We start from the raw sequence: 20,402 nt of genomic DNA, 5'->3' as shown, positions 1-20,402 counted from the left end.
TTATCAACTTAATTAATTACGGGTCAACCTCATTGAAAACAACAATTCGATTTTTTCAAACGACTTTTCAACAATATATTAATATATTGTCTGTTAGCGCTTATCTACCGGAACATAATCACGACGTTCCGCACCGGTATACAGTTGACGTGGGCGGCCGATTTTCAGTGTCGGATCGCTAATCATTTCATGCCAATGTGAAATCCAGCCTACACTGCGGGACAACGCAAAGATAACGGTAAACATTTCGGTCGGAATACCTAACGCGGACAAGACGATGCCGGAGTAGAAATCGACGTTTGGATACAGTTTGCGTTCGACAAAGAATGGGTCTTTCAGTGCAATTTGTTCCAATTCCATCGCCAGCTTGAATTTCGGACTGTCTTCCAAGCCCAACTCTTTCAAGACTTCATAGCAGGTTTCGCGCATGATGCTGGCGCGCGGGTCCATATTGCGGTATACGCGGTGACCGAAGCCCATCAGACGGTATTTGCGTTGTTTCACACCTTCCATGTATGCGGCAACATTAGACACATCACCGATTTCGTCCAGCATCTTCAACACAGCTTCGTTTGCACCGCCGTGTGAAGCACCCCACAGGCAAGCGATACCGGCTGCGATGCAGGCAAACGGGTTCGCGCCGGAAGAACCGGCCAAACGTACGGTTGAAGTTGACGCATTTTGCTCGTGATCGGCATGCAAAATAAAGATGCGGTCGAGCGCGCGGGCCAATACTGGATTAGGTTTGTATTCTTCACACGGTGTGGCAAACATCATGTGCAAGAAGTTTTCAGCATAGGAAAGGTTATTTTTAGGATAATTGAACGGCAGACCGTTGGAATAACGGTAACACATTGCCGCAATGGTCGGAATTTTGGAGATTAAGCGATAAATCGCGATTTTGCGGTGTTCAGGATTGGTAATATCCAAGCTGTCTTGATAGAACGCAGACAGCGCGCCAACCACACCCACCATCATCGCCATCGGATGCGCATCACGGCGGAAACCGCGGAAGAACCAAGTCAACTGTTCATGCACCATAGTATGGTGGCTGACTGTGGCATCAAATTCTTTTTTCTGTTCGGGCGTAGGCAGCTCGCCGTAGATCAACAGGTAGCAAACTTCCAAGTAATCGGATTTTTCGGCCAGCTGCTCGATAGGATAACCACGGTAATACAACAGACCTTTATCGCCGTCAATATAAGTAATTTTGGATTCGCAACTTGCAGTGGACACGAATCCCGGGTCAAATGAAAACAGACCTGTATTTTTTGTCAACGCACGGATGTCAACCACATCATGGCCGATACTTGCTTCCAATACTGGCAGCTCCAAAGCCTCTTGATTTGGGGTGGTGAGCTTGACTGATTTAGACATTCTTAAACTCCTTTGTAGGTTGGGGCTTTCGTTGCCGTCTAAACGGCACGGTCTTTTTTTCAGACGGCCTCCGTATGGAAAGAGCTTGTTCGGATCGGTATCGCAAACAAGCTCTATAACACATCATGCCTGTCTGATTTTTTCAAGCATGGGAATCAGGTGCTTCTTGTCCGTCGCCGAATGTCCGTTAATCAAGGCAAGCAATTCTTGGTCTTGAAATTCGAGGATTTCGGAAAATTCGGACAATTCCTGATCACTCAGGTGCTCGAATTCTTTTTCCATGAACCTGCCGAAGATTAAATCTAATTCCAATAATCCCCGGCGGGTTTGAAAACGGATTTTCCGTTTGGCAATATCGTCAAAAACCATCATTTCTTAAACGGCTCGTTTCAACATAATCTCTTTAATCTTACCGATGGCTCGGGTCGGATTCAAGTGTTTAGGACATACGTCTACGCAGTTCATAATGGTGTGGCAGCGGAACAAACGGTATGGGTCGTTCAAATTATCCAAACGCTCATTAGTAATGGTATCGCGGCTGTCCGCAATGAAGCGGTAAGCATTCAGCAAACCGGACGGACCGACGAATTTATCAGGATTCCACCAGAATGACGGGCAGGCAGTCGAGCAGCAGGCACACAAAATACATTCGTACAAACCGTCCAACTCTTTACGCTCTTCCTGAGTTTGCAAACGCTCTTTGTCTGCATCAATCGGATTGTCGTTGACAACATAAGGTTTGATGGAATGGTATTGTTTGAAGAATTGGGTCATGTCCACAATCAGGTCGCGGATAACAGGCAGGCCCGGCAGAGGACGGATTTTGACCGGCTGTTTCAGGCTGCGCAAATCGGTCAAACATGCCAAGCCGTTTTTGCCGTTGATGTTCATACCGTCAGAACCGCAAATACCTTCGCGGCAAGAACGGCGGAAAGACAATGTATCGTCTTGTGCTTTCAGGCGCACCAAAGCGTCCAAAAGTTTAACGTCGGTTGGTTCCAATTCCAACTCGTAACGTTGCATATAAGGCTTGGCATCAACGTCCGGGTTGTAACGGTAAATTTCAAAACTCATTTTTTCCATGAGAAGTGTTCCTTTTCTCATAAACTGCCCAATGATTTTGTATTATGGATTCAGGCAGTTCAATGTGGGTATGGTTAGGTTTCAGACGGCCTCCAAGATAAAGGCCGTCTGAAAACTCATCAATAAACGCGTTTGGCCGGTTTGATGTATTCCACGCTCAAAGGCTTGGTATGTACCGGTTTGTAAGACAAAGTATTGGTATCTGAATAATACAGGGTATGTTTCATCCAGTTTTCGTCATCGCGCTCAGGATGGTCGTCTGAAGCGTGTGCACCACGCGATTCTTTACGCGCTTCGGCAGACACCAAAGTCGCTTTCGCTACTTCAATCAGATTATCCAATTCCAAAGCTTCGATACGCGCAGTATTCCACACTTTGCTCTTGTCTTTAATTTCAGTACGTTTCACGCGCTCGGCAATCGCCATGATTTCTCGAACGCCTTTGCTCAGAATCTCATCAGTACGGAACACACCGGCGTGCAGTTGTACGGAGCGTTGCAGTTCGCGACGCAATGCATCAACGTTTTCACCACCGGTTTGATTATCCAAACGCTCGATACGTTGGCGGGTCAATTCACCGGCATTAGCAGGCAGAGGTTTCCAGTCGCTTTGCTCTTTGATGAATTTAATCATACTGTCGCCGGCAGCTTTACCGAATACCACCAAGTCCAACAGGGAGTTAGTACCCAAGCGGTTCGCACCATGTACGGAAGCACAAGCGCACTCACCTGCCGCATACAGACCTTTTACAGGTACTTCGTAATCTTCACCTTGCGGAACAACAACTTCGCCATGGTAGTTGGTCGGAATACCGCCCATCATGTAGTGGGTAGTCGGCACGACAGGAATCGGGTCTTTAATTGGGTCGATACCGGCAAACTGAATGGAAATCTCGCGGATGCCCGGCAGTTTTTCCATAATTTTTTCTGCACCGATATGGTCGATTTTCAGCAATACGTGGTCTTTGTTTTTACCGCAACCGCGGCCTTCGTAGATTTCCATCGCCATCGCACGGGAAACCACGTCACGGGAAGCCAAGTCTTTTACGGTTGGTGCGTAACGTTCCATAAAGCGTTCGCCATCAGCATTCAACAGAATACCGCCCTCACCGCGCACACCCTCGGTAATCAATACACCGGCACCGGCTACACCAGTCGGGTGGAATTGCCAGAATTCCATGTCTTCCAACGGAATACCTGCACGTGCACAAATACCCAAACCATCACCGGTATTCATATAAGCATTGGTTGAAGACGCATAAATACGGCCGCCACCACCGGTAGCAAACATCACAGCTTTAGCGTGGAAAATATAAACTTCGCCGGTTTCCATTTCCATGGCAGTTACACCGACTACGTCGCCATTTTCATCACGAATCAAATCTTGCGCTGTCCATTCCACAAAGAATTGTGTATTGGCACGGACGTTTTGTTGGTACAAAGTATGCAACATCGCATGACCGGTACGGTCGGCAACCGCACATGCACGTTCTACCGCACGTTTACCGTGTTCGGCAGTATGACCACCGAAAGGACGTTGGTAAATTTTACCGCTTTCTACGCGGTCAAAAGGCATACCCATGTGTTCCAATTCAATCACTGCCTCAGGCGCGGCGCGACACATAAACTCAATCGCATCTTGGTCGCCCAGCCAGTCGGAACCTTTCACGGTATCGTACATGTGCCAATCCCAACGGTCTTCCTGCACATTACCCAATGAAGCAGAAATACCGCCCTGAGCCGCCACGGTATGAGAACGGGTTGGGAACACTTTAGACAAAACAGCACAATTCAGGCCGGATTTAGACAATTGTAGGGCTGCGCGTAAACCTGCACCACCACCGCCAACAATCACGGCATCAAACTTGCGAACAGGAAAACTCATATTTACCCCCAAATTACTTTAACTGAATACACCAAGCAGCCTACCAACCAAACGATGGTGGCAACTTGTAAAAACAAACGCACGCCGAAAGGCTTAATGTAGTCCATCCACAAATCACGGATACCTACCCATGCATGCAGGAATACGGCCAAGAAGCTCACTTGAGTAAATACTTTCACCCAAGTCTGACCAAAAAATGCCTGCCATGCCGAATATTCTTTAGGCAAAGTAAACAAAACAACCAAAAGAACCACGGTATACACCAGCATGATGACCGCAGTTGCACGTTGCATTGCCCAATCGCGCAAACCGTAATGCGCACCTGTCAATTTACGTTCTACCATAACAAAGCTCCCAAAACGACGGTCAGAATCAAAGCAGAAGCAAATACAACTTTAGCAGTAGCACGGGCAGTATTTAATTCCAAGCCTTTATGCACATCCAAAAACAGAAAGCGGATACCGGCTAAAAAGTGGTGCAGATATGCCCACAACAGACCGATAAGGATCAGCTTCACAAACGGATTGGAAATAGCAGAACGATATGCTTCAAACGACGCTTCGCGATCCAGCGTTCCAGAGAAGAAATACAAGAGAACAGGCAGCATCACAAACAAGCCGACGCCGCTGATACGGTGAAGAATAGATACAATCCCCGGTATGGGCAATCGGATATTCGGAATTTCCAAAAATACCGGGCGTGATTTGGCGGACATGGTCAGTTCCTCTAGATTTATTATCAGCTCAAAACCTATAGCTCAGCACTACAATAAGCTACATAAACCATAATTTACCTGTTTTATCTCATTTTGAACAGTGCAATTTATGAATGCTCTAATGATTTTTACCAAAAGACTAATAAAATCAAACAATCATTCTTAGATTTTTTTTTGCGTGGCTAGCCTTTTTTGTTACTTTCCTGCAATTAAGCCATCTCCCCATCAAAGCACTTACGATAACATCATTATTGTTTGAGAATTGTATCTATTGTGAGATAAATTCTCACTCTTGATACCTAATCTTTACAAAGGCATAAGCTATTCTTAACTTATTACCATTGCATTATCATCACTACTCTTACATAGTTATACATTCAAAGACATTTCATCCATCTCTAGATGGACTAAAATACAGCACAACACCAACCATGTTTCCATACCTTAAAAGGAAGCTCAATCATGGCCCACTCCCCTCATCAAAACACACCCGATCCGGAAGACTACATCCCCTCCTTCCGCCGTCGAAATTTAGACACATCCGGCTTCATGAAAAAACTCGGACGCTTTGCCGGCCGCTTGGGCAAACCTGTCGTCCGCCAGCTTTATGCGCTTTATTATCTCTGGGAATCCGAACATACACCCAAACGGGCAAAAATGATTATTGTCGGCGCACTGGCTTACTTCCTCAGCCCTATCGACAGCATTCCCGACCTTCTGATTCCATTTGGCTTTAGTGATGACATTGCTGTCATTGCGTTGGTTTATTCTCAGATGAAAAACTATCTGACCGAAGATATTCAAGAAAAAGCCCGTCAAGCGGCTGACAAGCTGTTTGGTTCTTAATTGGATGAAGTTCGACTACACATATATAAATATAAGAACAAGGCCGTCTGAATATTCAGACGGCCTTCTCAATTGAGAATTTTTTATTTCAAAGGCTGCATACCCATAACTTCCATCAAGAAGTTGGTAAACGCAGGATTGCTTGGCTTGGTATCCATGTTTTTCCAGCGTTGTTGCCAACCGCGCAAAGCACCTTGGATGTACTGTTTGGATTGCTCGGTAGTAATCTCACCACGTTGGCTGTCAACGGCGGAACGCAGATAGACTTCATACATACTGTCATCAACGGAGTTGCGTCCCACTTGTTGGATACGGAAGCGATTCAAATATTGGGCGGCCTGAACTTTGGTCAGGTTGCCTTGGCTCACTTGGGTACTCAAGCGACGTGCTTCATCATGAATCTTGGAAACATCTGCCCAATGCGAAGGAGCCAAATGATAACCGCTGGCTGAAACTTGTGAATCAGCCTTAGGCTTTTTGACGTTGGTTGGTCGAACTGGCACTTCTTTCAAAGTCGGAACATAAATCGATTCACAACCGGCAAGTGCCGCCACAGCAAGGATAGGAAGAATGTATTTTTTCATAATGCGCATTATAAGCATGATTCGTTGAAGAAACCAACTTTTGAATAACGGTATTCAAAGCTCATTAACTGAATTACAACAGATTTCATACGATATCTCAAGCCCATACGCAAAAAAGGCCGTCTGAAAACGGCCTTTTAACCACAATCCTATATTTATGCCAAATCGGCAAAAAGCGGCGTAGAAAGATAGCGTTCGCCATATGATGGCAACAAGACAACGATCAGCTTGCCTTCGTTTTCAGTTTTTTTGGCCAGTTGCAATGCGCTCCATACTGCGGCACCTGAAGAAATACCCACCAAAATGCCTTCTTTTTCGGCCATAGCGCGCGCAGTTTCAAATGCTGCATCGTTAGGCACTTTGACAATGCTGTCGTAAACAGTCGTATTCAAAACGCTGGGGATAAAGCCTGCGCCCAAACCTTGAATCGGATGCGGGCCTTTCTCACCACCGCTCAATACTGGAGAAGCTTCAGGCTCGACAGCCACGATTTGAACTTCGGGTTTGTATTTTTTCAACACTTCGCCCACGCCGGTAATCGTACCGCCCGTACCCACACCGGCCACAAAAATATCCACTTTACCGTCTGTATCGCGCCAAATTTCTTCGGCAGTGGTTTTACGGTGAACTTCAGGATTGGCCTCGTTATCAAATTGGCGCGGCATGAAATAAGTGCCCGGATGTTCGTCCACTAAAGATTGGGCTTTGGCGATAGCGCCTGCCATGCCTTCGGCAGCTGGGGTCAAAATCAATTCTGCACCAAACGCACGCAGCAGCATTTTGCGTTCTTTACTCATGCTTTCAGGCATGGTGATGGCCAATTTATACCCCCGGGCCGCGCACACCATGGCCAAACCGATGCCGGTATTGCCACTAGTTGCCTCGACGATAACGGTATCTTTATTGATTTTACCGGCTTGCTCGGCCGCTTCAATCATAGATTCGGCAATACGGTCTTTCACGCTGCTGCCCGGATTAAAGAATTCAAGTTTAACGGCGATTTGCGCTTTTAAACCTTCGGTCAGGCGGTTCAGTTTCACCAGAGGTGTGTTGCCGATCAGCTCGGTAATATTATTTGCAATTTTCATTTCCTGCTCCTGATTTAGATGTAATACAGCCTGCATATTAAACTCAGGCCGTCTGAAAAACCAATATCGAAAATTTCTTTCTTTATAACTTTTGATTCAAGCGCGGTCAATATCCACTGCGCTCAAAAATCAATGCAACGGCAACCACAGCCTGCATCACGACGGCAACCGTCCAGCCTGCCCACATCTGCCGCATACTGAAAAGAGAGGCAGACTGCTTGCAAACAACCACTCTGTGCAGATAAAACACCAGCATCAGGACGCCCTGCAATGCAAACCAATAAATGGGTTTCAAAGCATAAATTTTCAGCAAGGCCGCCCATGCAAAAACCGAGCCTGCCAGCGGCAAGATGAAATAAACCGCGACAGCCAAGAAAACAAAAGCCAAAGTCATGACGACATTGGAAACGGCAAATAAGGTCAAACCGGCATATTCGCCTGCCGACCAAAACTTTCTGTCTTCCGTTTTACTGCAGTCATCAATAAAGAAGAAAATACTGGCGATTGTCAGATAAAAATGAGGGATGAACAAAGGGCCTGTATGCGTAAAGCCCCACATTCCAGGCAACAAGCGCGCGCCCAGTGCCGAAATCCCCAGCCACAACAACACCGCAGCCCAAAGCCATTGAAACCGCTGCGCGCGAAAAATAAATGCCAACGATACCGCAGCATACGCAATGGCAAACCAAAAATCCAAAGAAACCATCATGAATACTGCAACTCGCCTTCAAAAACGGTTTCAGCAGGGCCGGTCATTTGCACATCACCCCCTTCTTCCCAACTGATAAACAGTTCGCCTCCAGGCAGAGTAACACGCACAGGCGCACCCGCTTTCAGCAGGCCATTGCGCACGCCGGCCACCACGGCCGCACACGCTCCAGTGCCGCAAGCCTGAGTTTCCCCCACCCCGCGCTCAAACACACGCAACCGGACGGACAACTCATCTTCAATCTGCATAAAACCGACATTGACCCGTTCAGGAAACTGCTCGTGCGATTCAATGGCACCGCCCCAATGCTCCACCGGCGCAGCCTCAACATCATCAACCAAAATCACCGCATGAGGATTACCCATATTCACGCAGCTTACCGGCACAGATTCCAAACCGACCAAGACAATATGTGTCAGCGCATCTTCCGTTTCACCATGCGCAGGCACAAACGGAATTTCAGACGGCATGAAACGCGGCTTACCCATATTGACGGTAACCAAACCATTATCCAACAGCTTCGGCACAATAATCCCTTTGGCCGTTTCAACCAAAATTTCCGTTTTATCCGTCAAACCCTTATCCGCGACAAAACGCGCAAAACAACGCGCACCATTGCCACATTGCTCTACTTCCCGACCATCCGCATTGAAAATACGATACCGAAAATCGACCGCATCAGAAGAAGGCTTCTCCACTACCAAAAACTGATCGAACCCCACGCCGCGATAGCGGTCTGCCCATTGGGCCAGCGGCGCAGCCAACGGATCAAAGTCCTGTTCGATGGCATTGACCACCATAAAATCATTGCCCAAGCCGTGCATCTTCGTAAATTTTAAAGTTTTCATTATTCATTCACATTCTTATTAAATCATTATTCCGGCACATTCTACACCAGAATGATATATCCGTTTCTATCTTGTTTTTCAGACGGCCTTGCGCCCTTTTACCAATACTAACACCAGCCACCCCGCAAAAATACTATACTTCCAACATTACAAACATTTCTTATTACAAGGATACACATTATGAAAAAAGTTCTCTTACCTGCCCTTTTGGCCGCTTCACTCAGTGCATGTACAGTCGGCACGCCCGGCGTTTCCATCGGCTTAGGCGTCGGCACCGGCATCGGCCGCCATGTCGGCTTGGGCACATCCATCAACATCCCTGTAGGCTTGGACAAAACCAAAACCACCAAAGGCACGGATTCAGACGGCATCCGTATCTCAGAAGAACAAATCGTGACCTATTTTGATGCACACGGCACACCCAGCAACAGCGCAGTCAAAGGCGGCTTCCATCGCCAACTGATCAGCAAACGCAACAACGAATACGTCGTCCAAGACTTTTACAGCGACAACAGCCAAAAACGCACGGACCCCTACGTCCTCAGTCGCAACCAGCTGATGCAGTTCCGCGCTACGCCAAGCAACGGCTCGCTGACCACTTACGCCTACAACGGCACCGTGATGCAGCAGCAAGTGTTCCAAAACGGCAAATTGGTTAACGCCAAATACTAAAGGCCGTCTGAAACGGCTGGAAGCCTGTGAAACTTGATTACAAAATATTTTTAACATTCAAACATTTGAAATATTTTGTACCATTTTCTTGAAAATATGGATTGACACATTTTTTCCAGCCATTATAATACGCCCCATTCCCCGATAGCTCAGTCGGTAGAGCGACGGACTGTTAATCCGCAGGTCCCTGGTTCGAGCCCAGGTCGGGGAGCCAAATTTAAAAAGCCTGAACTTCTGTTCAGGCTTTTTTATATCAATAAAGAACGATTGTTCTTTCCCAAAGAAAGCCCTGAATCCTCATAATAAAAAAGGCCGTCTGAAACCCAAATCTGGCTTCAGACGGCCTTTTATTGATTTTAAATCAACGGAAGAAATCTCCCATGCCTGCAGGCAGGCCTTGGGTGAATGCGCCCATGGTTTTATTGGTGGTTTCTTCGGCTTTTTCAGAAGCGGCATTGATGGCGGCCAATACCAAATCTTCCAGCATTTCTTTATCGTCAGCAGCCTCTTGAATCAAATCAGGGCTGATTTCAAGTTTGCGGACAACGTGGGAACAGGTCATCACGACTTTCACCAAACCATTGCCTGCTTCACCTTCAACTTCGGTTTCAGCCAGCTTGGCTTGTGCCTTTTTCATGTTTTCCTGCATTTGTTGGGCCTGTTTCATCAGGCCGCCTAATCCGGCTTTTCCAAACATATTTTACTCCTATGGGTTTGAATAAATGGGTTTTACTCATGCTGTCTGAAAACGCTATTGCCTTTCAGACGGCCTTGTATATCAGTATGTTAAGAATGTCCTGCCAACTCTAAAGAATCCGGCAGCCATTGTGCTTCAAAGGTTTGCAAGATTTTCTGCGCCGTTGTATCCGCTTCCAGCAAATCTTGCGCCTGCTGCCGCCCTTCTTCTTGAATACGTTTACGGCGCATCACCGGCGTTTCCCAGCCTTTATCATCCTGCCAAGGCTCGGTTTGCAGCCTTAAATTGCCAAGATGATAGGCCTCGCTCAACGTCTGGCAGATTTTATCCAAGCGCTCTTTATTGGCCGTGGCTTTGGCCTCATCCGTCAACGACAGCATGATTAAACCTGCTTCCGCATCATAACTCGTCCATGCCGCATTTTGCGCCAACATCTGCGCCGCGCCTAATTTACGGGCGAAGCGTTCGATAATGCTGTGCCAATTCTCTGTTTTAAACTCAGGCAAAGGAGCGAACTGAAGCTCTTCTTCATCTCCCTCCTCTTCTTCAGATTCAGCAGACACAACCGGCTGCGGTACTTCCATCACATCAGCACGATGCGAATCTTCATATACATATGCTTCATCAAAATACGGAGGCGGAATTTCCTCATCCATGTGCGGATATTCTTCCGGCTCAGGGGCCGTCTGAACTTGTGCAACAGGCAATGGCTCCGCTGCTTCTTGTATCTGCGCCGCTTGAATTTGAGGCGGTTCAGCCGATACTTGGCTCGGTATGTCTTCCCAAGGCGGTACATCCGCCTGTTGTTGCCGAACAGGCTGAACGGTTTCTTCAGACGGCCTTTCAACGGTATCCTGTTTGCTCGGAACAGCCTCTTTCTCAACCGCCGGTGCTGCTATCGGCTCAGATTTCGGCAGCTGAAAAGGCTTTTTTTCGGCCTCAGCTTTCTGATGATCGGAATGCAAATCCGTGTGTTCAATCTGACTTTGCGTATCGCAACCCGAAGCGGCCAATGGCGCAAATGCAAGCATGCGCAAAAGCGTCATGACAAAACCGGCATACTCGTCCGGAGCCAGCGGCAAATCCTGTTTGCCATGAATAGCACATTGATAATAAAGCTGAATCTGCTCGCCACTCAAGACCTGACTTAAACGAAGCAAGGTTTCACGTTCAGGGTCGTCATTTGCCAAGGCGGAAGGAATGGTTTGAATCAAAGCCAAACGTTGCAACAGCATGGCCAACTCTGCCAATGCGCTGTCAAAACCAATCGCTCTGGCGGACATTTCCTGAGCCTTTTCCAGCAAGGCCTCACCGTTTTGATTAATGATTCCTTCAAGCAATTCAAACAAGTATTGTTTATCGACCGCTCCGATCATTTGGCGGACATCTTGTTCGGCCACTTTACCCGAACCCATGGCAATCGCCTGATCCAAAAGGCTCAACGCATCGCGCATCGAGCCGGAGGCAGCACGCCCTAAAAGCTGCAAGGCCTGCGGCTGATAAGGAACGTTTTCACGATCCAAAACATGTGCCAAATGCTCGGCAACCTGTTGAGTCGTCATGTTGCGCAAAACAAACTGCAAACAGCGACTCAATACAGTAATGGGGACTTTGTGCGGATCGGTGGTCGCCAAAATGAATTTAACGTGTTCGGGCGGCTCTTCCAAAGTCTTCAGCATGGCATTGAACGCGCTTTTGGAAAGCATATGCACTTCGTCGATGATATAGACTTTGTATTTACCCGCAGTCGGCGCGTATTGCGCGTTTTCCAACACTTCGCGGATATTGTCGATACCGGTATTCGATGCCGCATCGATTTCCAATAAATCCACATAACGGCCGCTGTCAATTTGCGTACAGCTCTCACACTGACCGCACGGCTCGCCATGCACGGCATTTTCGCAGTTCAAGCTCTTGGCTAAAATTCTGGCAATCGTAGTCTTACCCACACCTCGCGTCCCTGTCAGCAGATAGGCATGGTGCAGACGGCCTTCGTCCAGCGCGTTGCGCAGGGCTTTGACGACGTGTTCCTGACCGACCAAATCGGCAAAGGTTTTCGGACGCCATTTTCGTGCAAGAACTTGATAAGCCATGTTGTTTCTCTACGGGAAATAAATCGGAAGGCCGTCTGAAAAGAATGATCCGCTCTTCAGACGACCTCAGAAAATGGCATATATTCTAGCATTTTTTTGATTTTTATTAAGGATTTTCTATACAGCCGGCGGCGACAGCATGTTATTGCGATGTTAGAATGCTACATAAATGATAAGTAATTTGAAGTTTAAAACATCATGTCCGAAATCATACTACGCAACCAATCAGCCACTATGCAAGTCAATACAATGGGCGGATATATTGATTCCCTGATTCTAAAAGGACGGGAAGTCTTATTTCCGAAAACCAGCGTTCAAGTCGGCGATGACACAAAATTACGCGGCGGCATGCACGTCTGCCTACCCCAATTCGGACCTGATAGCAAAAATCATCTGGCCCAACATGGTTTCGGCAGGACATCAGACTGGGAAATCCGCCATCAAAATGAATCGGATATCGGCTTAAAATTAATCAGCACAGAAAAAGGCTATGAACACGTCGAATGGTTGCTCGATTACAGCCTGCCTAATGAAAATGAAGCCATCGCCATCCTGACCGTCTGCAATTACGGTGAATCACCCGTCCGCACTTCTCCGGGATTCCACCCCTACTTTACCGCCGCCGGCACACAATTTGATTTTAACGGCGCGCCATACGATGCTGACTATATCTCCCATACCGAATTTGTTTCCTCCGACCAGGATGCACACGTTGCATTTGACGGCTTAAAACTGGATATCCGTACCCACAATCTGCCTGTGTACGCACTCTGGAGCGATCGAAACGGCCAATATACTTGTGCAGAGCCAACCGCAGAAGGCAATGCATTTTTATCCCCTGCCCGAGGCGGACAATTTGTTTCAGGACACAGTAAAAAACGTTACGCCATGAAAATCAGACTAATGGCTTAACCTCCTTTACAAATTCTCGATATTTAAAAACCACCCCGAAGGGTGGTTTTCTTATGGCTTACAGACCATTGTTGTTGATTGCATTCGCAATATCGCGTACCGCTGTTACATACATACGGCTGTGGTTGTATTGCCATACGGTGTAGAAGTTATTCAGGCCCAAATAGTATTCAAATACGCCAGGGCTGGTTTCCAAAGCATATAACACAGCTTTTTCATTATCGGCAACAGCAGCTTGAGGCACGACACCCAAGGCTTTGAAATCTGCGACAGTGCGTGTCAAAGCAGTTTTCTCATCGATAATCGCCTGCAAGTGCGGCGTAATCGTCAGACTGACCGGCACAACCATCTTACCGCCAGTCTGCCAGCCATGTTGTTTCATATAATTGGCGACAGAAGCCGCCACATCGCCGACATTATTCCAAATATCGCGATGACCGTCACCATCATAGTCCACCGCCCATTTACGGTAGCTGGAAGGCATAAATTGCGGCATGCCCATCGCGCCGGCATAGCTGCCTTTGAAATCAAAAATATTTTCTTTTTCTTCTTTTGCCATCAGCAAAAGTTCGCTCAATTCGTTTTGGAAAAATTCGGCACGGCGGGGATAATCAAAGGCCAATGTGCTCAAAGCATCGGCAACGCGGAAGCTACCCGTATTTTTGCCATAATTGGTTTCAATACCGAGAATCGCCACGATCAATTCGGCAGGAACACCGTATTTGCGTGCCACATCATCAATTACGGCACGGTTTGTCGCATAGAATTGTCTGCCGCCGTTAAATTTGGCTGCACCGGAGTTACCGGTGCGGAATTCATACCAAGGACGCGAAGTACTTGGGCGGTACATAATGGTAATAATATTGCCTTTATACACCACGCCATTGAAGAAATTGCGCAATTCTTCCTCACTGAAACGGCGGTTTTTCACTTCATATTGGATAAACTGCTGAACATTGACGTTTTCATTAAAACCGCTGCTGGCAACAGATTCTGCGGCAGCATCAAATACAGGTCGTTTTGCAGAGGAAACAGGCTCGACAGGTTTTGCCGTATCAACAGCAGGCTTTTGCGGAGTGCCGCATGAAGCTAAAGCCAAAGCAGTCAGACCTATTCCAAAGATTTTGATTTTATTCATAAATAATCTCTTTACTAAATAATACGACAAACCCGAACACGAATGAATATTCGGCCAATACATTATCTCTTCCGCTATATTTCTAGACAGACTTAAAAAATATAGACAAATCGATATTTACTTACTTCAGCTCAAGCAGATAAACAAGGCCGTCTGAAATTCAAGGAAACCCTTGATTTTCAGACGGCCTTGAATGAATTAATTACTCAGCGGCTGCAACAACAGCAACGGTAATTTTAGCAACAGCGTCGGTGTGCAGAGCCACTTCAACTTCGTATTCGCCAACAGCTTTCAAAGGGCCGTTAGGCAGACGTACGTTTGCTTTAGCAGCTTGGATACCGGCAGCAACAATCGCTTCAGCGATGTCAGCATTGGTAACAGAACCGAACAGACGACCATCAACACCGGCTTTTTGAGCAACAGTAATGGTTTGGCCTTCCAGTTTTTCTTGACGGGCTTTAGCATCAGCCAAGATCTCAGCTTGTTTGGCTTCCAATTCAGCGCGGCGTGCTTCGAATTCTTTCATGTTGGCTTCGGTTGCACGTTTTGCTTTACCGGCAGGGATCAGGAAGTTGCGTGCGTAACCGTTTTTAACGGTAACGATATCACCCAAGTTACCCAGACCGCCGATTTTTTCTAACAGAATAATTTGCATGATTTAAACTCCAAAATTATTTGTGTTGATCGGTGTAAGGCAACAGAGCCAGGAAACGGGCACGTTTCACAGCAGTAGCCAACTGACGTTGGTAGTGTGCTTTAGTACCAGTAATGCGGGCAGGGATGATTTTGCCGTTTTCAGAGATGAAGTCTTTCAACAAATCAACTTGTTTGTAATCAACTTCTTGGATTTTTTCAGCCGTAAAGCGGCAGAATTTTCTACGTTTGAATGATTGACGAGCCATTGTCGTTTAACCTTTATATTCTTTAATGTTCTGTATGCGTAGTACCGGCTTGGGGAAGCGTTGGCTGCGTTGTGCCAAAAAACCTTCCGACTCGATGACGGCATCTTGCCGATACTGCCATTCCTCAGCCTGCTTACCTAAAATCCGCGCGGGAATTTCAAATTTGACCAGACATTTCTGTCCGTTTTCTTCCTGCCAAGATTCATGTTGCAACACAACATCTAAAACAGGAATTCCTGCCGGCGTATATCTCAAAGGCTGAACCTGTAAGATACGGGCGGTAAGCTTAATCAGATTATTCAATCTTATTCGGCTGCTGCAACTTCTTCAGCCGCACCGTTCAGCAAGTTTTTTGCTTTTTCGCCGCCCAGCATTGGGGAAGCTTCAGTTACAGCGTGTTTTGTTTTGATGGTCAGGTGACGCAGTACGGCATCATTGAAGCGGAAAGCAGTTTCCAACTCTTCAACCACTTCAGGAGTAGTTTCGATATTCATCAAAACATAGTGTGCTTTGTGGATTTTGTTGATTGGGTAAGCCAATTGACGGCGGCCCCAGTCTTCCAAACGGTGGATTTTACCGTTGGCTTCAGTAATCATGGTTTTGTAACGCTCAACCATAGCAGGCACTTGCTCGCTTTGATCAGGATGAACGATAAACACGATCTCGTAATGACGCATGTTATCTCCTTATGGATGATTAAAAACAGCCTTTCACCATGCGAAGTAAAAGGCAAGGCAAAGAGGCTGAATTTTATCCGCATTTCTTAAAAAATACAAGTCCGGATTCAAAATCCACTTTCTTTTCAATTAAAAAACAACATTAAGCCTTAGGGTTATTTCCTAGCAAACCACTCAACTATCTGCCAAAAATCTGCTAAAATCTGCCCCATCCTAATAAATACAGCATCAGAAGGCACACAATCATGGCTCTTTTGCAGATTTCCGAACCCGGCATGTCCGCCGCCCCCCATCAACACCGCCTCGCCGTAGGCATTGATTTAGGCACAACCAACAGCTTGGTGGCCACCGTACGCAGCGGCAGTGCAGTCTGCCTACCCGATTCAGACGGCCGTACCACCCTGCCTTCCGTTGTCCGCTATTTGGATGGCGGAGTCGAAGTCGGCAAAAACGCCCTTTCTGCACAAAAAACCGATCCGCTAAATACCGTCAGCTCCGCCAAACGCCTGATCGGCCGCACCCTTACCGACCTCACACAAGACGCGCAATACCTGCCCTATCAATTTACACCCAATGAGCGCGTGGTCGAATTAAACACCCGTCAAGGTGCGAAAACGCCTATCGAAGTATCGGCAGAAATCCTCAAAGCCCTCAAATCGCGTGCAGAAGAAACATTGGGCGGCGATTTGGTCGGCGCCGTCATTACCGTACCCGCTTATTTCGACGATGCCCAACGTCAAGCTACCAAAGATGCCGCGCGTTTGGCAGGTTTGAATGTCTTGCGCCTCCTTAACGAACCGACCGCCGCCGCAATCGCCTACGGACTGGACAACGCCTCGGAAGGCACGTTTGTCGTTTATGACTTGGGCGGCGGCACATTCGACGTATCCGTATTGCAACTGACTAAAGGCCTGTTTGAAGTCAAAGCCACCGGCGGCAACAGCGCATTGGGCGGCGACGACTTCGACCATCGCTTGTTCTGCCACCTGCTGGAACAAAACGACCTTTCCAAACTCAACGAACAAGACAGCCAGCTTCTGCTTTCCCTTGTCCGTACCGCCAAAGAAAAACTGACCACTCAAACCGAAGCCGTCATCGAAACTACACTTTCAGACGGCCATAAAGTTCATACCGTCATTACCCGCCAAGAGTTTCACAATCTGACCCAAAATCTGGTGCAAAAAACCATAGAGCCGGTCAAACAAGCACTGAAAGACGCAGGCGTGACCAAAGCCGACATTAAAGGCGTGATTATGGTCGGCGGTTCGACCCGTATGCTGCACGTTCAACAAGCGGTCGCCACCTTCTTTGGACAAACTCCGTTGAACAACCTCAACCCAGACGAAGTGGTTGCACTCGGTGCCGCCATACAGGCAAACGTCCTTGCCGGCAACAAAACCGACGGCGAATGGCTGCTGCTGGACGTTACCCCCTTGTCGCTCGGTTTGGAAACCTACGGCGGTCTTGCCGAGAAAATCATCCCGCGCAATTCCACCATTCCTACCGCGCGCGCGCAGGACTTCACTACTTTCAAAGACGGTCAGACTGCCATGACGATACACGTCGTACAAGGCGAGCGCGAACTCGTTTCCGACTGCCGCAGCCTGGCCAAATTTACCCTGCGCGGTATTCCGCCCATGACAGCAGGCGCAGCGCGTATACGCGTGACCTTCCAAGTTGACGCCGACGGCTTGCTGTCCGTTTCCGCACAAGAACAAAGCACCGGCGTACAGGCGCAAATCGAAGTCAAACCTTCCTACGGCTTGGACGACGACACCATCACCCAAATGCTCAAAGACAGCATGAGCAACGCCGCCGAAGACATGGCCGCACGCGCACGCGCCGAAGCCGTCGTCGAAGCCGAAAGCCTGACCGACGCCGTCAATGCCGCCCTTGAGTTGGACAGCGATTTATTGGAAGCCGAAGAATTGCAACAGATTCAACAAGACATCGTCGCTTTGCAAAGCTATCTGAAAGACGGTAAAGCCGAAGACATCCGCGCCGCCGTCGCCAAACTCAGCCACAGCACCGACAACTTCGCCGCCAAACGCATGAACCGCAACATCCAACGCGCGTTGACAGGGCAAAGCGTTGATAATATTTGACGGCAAATGGTTTCAGACGGCCTTGGATAAAGAGGCCGTCTGAAAATCTAATATCCCAAACAACCTGATTACTTCTATGCGACTCTGGCACCAAACCCTTATCCCCCTACTCCCCCGTGCCCAGCTTTTGGGGCAACACCGCGAATGCGCTGCTTTACGCGGGGCGGGCTGGGGCAGGCCGCATGCGACGGTTAATTACGTTTTTACCCATTCACCCTACAAACTCTACCTGTATCACGCGTTGATTATGGAAGAGATGGAAAAGCGCGGTTACAAACCCGATGCCTTATGGAAAGACCCGCTATATCGCGGCAAAGCCGTTTCCCCATACCATTCGCACGCGGCTGAAACAGCTACTTCGCCGATTTATGCCGAACATAATGATGCTTACTTGGACGAATGTCTGGAAAATTTAAAAAGTAAAGGCATCATGTTATAAACCCATTTTTCAGACGGCCTGAATATTGAATACCCAAGGCCGTCTGAAACCACTTTAACCACAACCACTCTTAAACAACCGAGACAATAAAAATGCCAAAAATTACCGTACTCCCACACGCGACATTATGCCCCGAAGGCGCGGTTATCGAAGACGCACCGGAAGGCCAAACCGTCCTTGACGTGCTGCTCGACCATGACATCGAAGTTGATCACGCATGCGAAAAATCCTGCGCCTGCACAACCTGTCACGTCATCATCCGCAAAGGTTTTGACAGCTTGGAAGAACCGAGCGAACTGGAAGAAGACCTGCTTGACCAGGCATGGGGCTTGGAAGCCGATTCACGCTTAAGCTGTCAGGCAGTTGTTGCCGACGAAGACTTGGTGGTTGAAATCCCCAAATACACCATCAACCACGCGCGCGAAGATCATTGATGCAAAAAGATCGTCTGAAACGGATCAAGCAATTTTCAGACGACCTTTCAAAAGCAAATAGTTTGGAATTCATTGTTGAAATGTTTAACCTTGCTTTCACTCCTATTCTTCCTACACACAGCCTATGCCGATCATGCTGAATGGCAGGAGATAACTTGCTATCAATACAACCAAGCAGAAGTAGATAAGGCAATGGAAAACATTATTGGCGACACCAAATACCGCAATAAGCAACTGAATGCCATGATTGATAGAATCAAGCGCCCTGTCCGCTACCGTATTAGGACAACCCCAATAAAACGTTTTGTGCTTATAGTTGAAAATGGAGATTACTCCACCTCTTGTAAATCGATCCAAGGCAAGAGTCATTTGAGTTTGTTTTTATACTATCAGGGTAGCAATTTGAAATCCTTGGGCATTACCGAAACCAAGATTCAAAATGGTAAAGAGGTCTTTGTAAGCAATAATTTTTATGCCTATTCGGAATCTGAAAACATTTTTGAACGCTCGGGAGATATCAATAATTCAGAGGAAGCTTGTATTACAAAATCCTGTGAAAAGAAAATTATGGTGTATAAGTACCCCGCCACCCTTGAAGACATAACCACATATCAATACCCATCTTCCTTTATTCTGAAAAAGTTTGGACTTAAGGGTACAAAGTTATCTGACCATGCCATTCCCTTGGATCGAGAATAACACTGTCTTTAAAAGCAAACAAAAGGTCGTCTGAAAACTGCCTTACCGACCGTTTTCAGACGACCTTCCGTCAAATCGTTATCAAACCATTATTTGGAACGGGGGACGATAAACCTTAAGCAGGAAACTTTCATCGAAGCAGTGGTTTGTGCGACGGGATAGCTTTCCACTCTGCCCTTAGCGTTCAACATACTGAGGCTGCTGTCGTGACGGGTTATGATGCTCTTAGGCTCGGATTTCGGTGCAGGCTCGTTTTGCGCTGTTACCATAGATTTCGGCGGTTCAGGTACATAGCCCGCCAAGCCGAAGCGTTTGATGATTTCGTTTGCGGCATCTGTATAACGCTGTTTCGCTTCTTCGTGTTCCACCACTATATCGTCAAGTGCCGCAGACAAGTCGTTGCCGACAAAGACTTGGTCATAGAAATCCCTAAATATACGATCAACCACGCTCGTGAAGACCATTAAAACAAGGTTTAATGAAAAAGGCCTCTGAAACCAC

25 protein-coding genes and 1 tRNA gene are annotated in these 20,402 nt (G+C 47.4%); 8 read left to right on the top strand and 18 right to left on the bottom strand.

All coding sequences use genetic code 11. From position 1 onward, the window contains the following. Positions 1-93: 93 nt before the first annotated feature. From gltA to sdhC, 6 genes are all read right to left on the bottom strand, one after another. Positions 94-1,377 (bottom strand): citrate synthase, encoded by a 1,284-nt coding sequence (gltA, locus tag ACTHRY_RS08920; protein ID WP_049360134.1) that lies wholly within the window; start codon positions 1,375-1,377, stop codon positions 94-96. Positions 1,378-1,500: 123 nt separating this feature from the next. Continuing rightward, positions 1,501-1,749: an FAD assembly factor SdhE gene (locus ACTHRY_RS08915; RefSeq protein ID WP_003678830.1), complete on the bottom strand. Its 249-nt coding sequence runs from the start codon at positions 1,747-1,749 to the stop codon at positions 1,501-1,503. Positions 1,750-1,752: 3 nt separating this feature from the next. Continuing rightward, positions 1,753-2,460, bottom strand: a complete 708-nt coding sequence (locus ACTHRY_RS08910; protein ID WP_003678833.1) for a succinate dehydrogenase iron-sulfur subunit — start codon at positions 2,458-2,460, stop codon at positions 1,753-1,755. A gap of 119 nt (positions 2,461-2,579) precedes the next feature. Further along, positions 2,580-4,343 (bottom strand): succinate dehydrogenase flavoprotein subunit, encoded by a 1,764-nt coding sequence (sdhA, locus tag ACTHRY_RS08905; protein WP_049323835.1) that lies wholly within the window; start codon positions 4,341-4,343, stop codon positions 2,580-2,582. 2 nt (positions 4,344-4,345) lie between these two features. After that, complete coding sequence (sdhD, locus tag ACTHRY_RS08900) at positions 4,346-4,687, bottom strand: succinate dehydrogenase, hydrophobic membrane anchor protein (protein ID WP_049323834.1); 342 nt, start codon at positions 4,685-4,687, stop codon at positions 4,346-4,348. Beyond that, positions 4,681-5,058 carry a succinate dehydrogenase, cytochrome b556 subunit gene (gene sdhC / locus ACTHRY_RS08895; RefSeq protein ID WP_003678839.1) on the bottom strand — a complete coding sequence of 126 codons (378 nt, stop codon included), beginning with the start codon at positions 5,056-5,058 and terminating at the stop codon, positions 4,681-4,683. Before sdhC ends, sdhD begins: the two co-directional genes overlap by 7 nt. A 462-nt stretch (positions 5,059-5,520) precedes the next feature. Here sdhC and ACTHRY_RS08890 point away from each other — a divergent pair, with 462 nt between their 5' ends. Then, positions 5,521-5,904 (top strand): YkvA family protein, encoded by a 384-nt coding sequence (locus ACTHRY_RS08890; RefSeq protein WP_049323833.1) that lies wholly within the window; start codon positions 5,521-5,523, stop codon positions 5,902-5,904. A gap of 83 nt (positions 5,905-5,987) precedes the next feature. Here ACTHRY_RS08890 and ACTHRY_RS08885 read toward each other — a convergent pair whose 3' ends face one another. From ACTHRY_RS08885 to dapF, 4 genes are all read right to left on the bottom strand, one after another. Continuing rightward, positions 5,988-6,488 (bottom strand): membrane lipoprotein lipid attachment site-containing protein, encoded by a 501-nt coding sequence (locus tag ACTHRY_RS08885; protein WP_430224400.1) that lies wholly within the window; start codon positions 6,486-6,488, stop codon positions 5,988-5,990. A gap of 155 nt (positions 6,489-6,643) precedes the next feature. Further along, positions 6,644-7,576, bottom strand: coding sequence for a cysteine synthase A (cysK, locus tag ACTHRY_RS08880; protein ID WP_107832096.1), 933 nt, complete (start codon positions 7,574-7,576; stop codon positions 6,644-6,646). A gap of 106 nt (positions 7,577-7,682) precedes the next feature. Beyond that, positions 7,683-8,285 carry a hypothetical protein gene (locus ACTHRY_RS08875; protein ID WP_049323831.1) on the bottom strand — a complete coding sequence of 201 codons (603 nt, stop codon included), beginning with the start codon at positions 8,283-8,285 and terminating at the stop codon, positions 7,683-7,685. Next, positions 8,282-9,133 carry a diaminopimelate epimerase gene (gene dapF, locus ACTHRY_RS08870; protein ID WP_049323830.1) on the bottom strand — a complete coding sequence of 284 codons (852 nt, stop codon included), beginning with the start codon at positions 9,131-9,133 and terminating at the stop codon, positions 8,282-8,284. Before dapF ends, ACTHRY_RS08875 begins: the two co-directional genes overlap by 4 nt. A 180-nt stretch (positions 9,134-9,313) precedes the next feature. Here dapF and ACTHRY_RS08865 point away from each other — a divergent pair, with 180 nt between their 5' ends. Both ACTHRY_RS08865 and ACTHRY_RS08860 read left to right on the top strand, forming a co-directional pair. Continuing rightward, a complete protein-coding gene (locus ACTHRY_RS08865; protein ID WP_049323829.1) occupies positions 9,314-9,805 on the top strand; it encodes a hypothetical protein in 492 nt (163 codons plus the stop codon). 138 nt (positions 9,806-9,943) lie between these two features. Then, positions 9,944-10,019 (top strand) — tRNA-Asn (locus ACTHRY_RS08860). Between the two features lie 147 nt (positions 10,020-10,166). Here the strand turns inward: ACTHRY_RS08860 and ACTHRY_RS08855 are convergent. Both ACTHRY_RS08855 and dnaX read right to left on the bottom strand, forming a co-directional pair. Then, complete coding sequence (locus ACTHRY_RS08855; protein ID WP_003678854.1) at positions 10,167-10,502, bottom strand: YbaB/EbfC family nucleoid-associated protein; 336 nt, start codon at positions 10,500-10,502, stop codon at positions 10,167-10,169. A gap of 89 nt (positions 10,503-10,591) precedes the next feature. Beyond that, complete coding sequence (dnaX, locus tag ACTHRY_RS08850) at positions 10,592-12,595, bottom strand: DNA polymerase III subunit gamma/tau (protein ID WP_440374197.1); 2,004 nt, start codon at positions 12,593-12,595, stop codon at positions 10,592-10,594. Between the two features lie 198 nt (positions 12,596-12,793). Between dnaX and ACTHRY_RS08845 the strand changes: the two genes are divergently transcribed. Further along, the gene (locus ACTHRY_RS08845; RefSeq protein WP_049323827.1) at positions 12,794-13,507 is read left to right on the top strand and encodes an aldose epimerase family protein; all 714 of its coding nucleotides are present in this window, start codon (positions 12,794-12,796) and stop codon (positions 13,505-13,507) included. Positions 13,508-13,565: 58 nt separating this feature from the next. Here the strand turns inward: ACTHRY_RS08845 and mltB are convergent, their stop codons facing one another. The 5 genes from mltB to rpsF all read right to left on the bottom strand — a co-directional run bounded on the left by mltB (position 13,566) and on the right by rpsF (position 16,224). Continuing rightward, complete coding sequence (mltB, locus tag ACTHRY_RS08840) at positions 13,566-14,645, bottom strand: lytic murein transglycosylase B (RefSeq protein ID WP_440374196.1); 1,080 nt, start codon at positions 14,643-14,645, stop codon at positions 13,566-13,568. 202 nt (positions 14,646-14,847) lie between these two features. After that, positions 14,848-15,300, bottom strand: a complete 453-nt coding sequence (gene rplI / locus ACTHRY_RS08835; RefSeq protein WP_003678862.1) for a 50S ribosomal protein L9 — start codon at positions 15,298-15,300, stop codon at positions 14,848-14,850. 16 nt (positions 15,301-15,316) lie between these two features. Then, complete coding sequence (gene rpsR, locus ACTHRY_RS08830; protein ID WP_003678863.1) at positions 15,317-15,547, bottom strand: 30S ribosomal protein S18; 231 nt, start codon at positions 15,545-15,547, stop codon at positions 15,317-15,319. Between the two features lie 6 nt (positions 15,548-15,553). Beyond that, entirely contained in the window at positions 15,554-15,856 is a 303-nt protein-coding gene (gene priB, locus ACTHRY_RS08825) for a primosomal replication protein N (protein ID WP_191620531.1), read from the bottom strand. Further along, complete coding sequence (gene rpsF, locus ACTHRY_RS08820) at positions 15,853-16,224, bottom strand: 30S ribosomal protein S6 (protein ID WP_004519252.1); 372 nt, start codon at positions 16,222-16,224, stop codon at positions 15,853-15,855. Before rpsF ends, priB begins: the two co-directional genes overlap by 4 nt. Before the next feature lie 245 nt (positions 16,225-16,469). On the opposite strand from rpsF, the gene hscA reads away from it, so the two are divergent. The 4 genes from hscA (at position 16,470) to ACTHRY_RS08800 (ending at position 19,901) form a co-directional block, all read left to right on the top strand. Beyond that, a complete protein-coding gene (gene hscA / locus ACTHRY_RS08815) occupies positions 16,470-18,329 on the top strand; it encodes a Fe-S protein assembly chaperone HscA (protein WP_049323824.1) in 1,860 nt (619 codons plus the stop codon). A gap of 76 nt (positions 18,330-18,405) precedes the next feature. Then, complete coding sequence (locus ACTHRY_RS08810; RefSeq protein ID WP_049323823.1) at positions 18,406-18,768, top strand: TIGR02328 family protein; 363 nt, start codon at positions 18,406-18,408, stop codon at positions 18,766-18,768. 92 nt (positions 18,769-18,860) lie between these two features. Further along, positions 18,861-19,202, top strand: coding sequence for an ISC system 2Fe-2S type ferredoxin (gene fdx / locus ACTHRY_RS08805; RefSeq protein WP_003745561.1), 342 nt, complete (start codon positions 18,861-18,863; stop codon positions 19,200-19,202). A gap of 75 nt (positions 19,203-19,277) precedes the next feature. Then, positions 19,278-19,901, top strand: coding sequence for a hypothetical protein (locus tag ACTHRY_RS08800; protein ID WP_141759989.1), 624 nt, complete (start codon positions 19,278-19,280; stop codon positions 19,899-19,901). An 89-nt stretch (positions 19,902-19,990) separates the two neighbouring features. On the opposite strand, the gene ACTHRY_RS08795 is transcribed toward ACTHRY_RS08800, so the two are convergent. Then, on the bottom strand, positions 19,991-20,365 hold the full coding sequence (locus ACTHRY_RS08795) for a hypothetical protein (protein ID WP_049323820.1): 375 nt from the start codon (positions 20,363-20,365) through the stop codon (positions 19,991-19,993). Between the last annotated feature and the right edge of the window lie 37 nt (positions 20,366-20,402).

Source organism: Neisseria sp. P0004.S004, from assembly GCF_051963335.1.
GTDB lineage: Bacteria > Pseudomonadota > Gammaproteobacteria > Burkholderiales > Neisseriaceae > Neisseria.
Note: the sequence above shows the minus strand (reverse complement) of the source record. Positions and strands in the feature narration are given on the sequence as shown.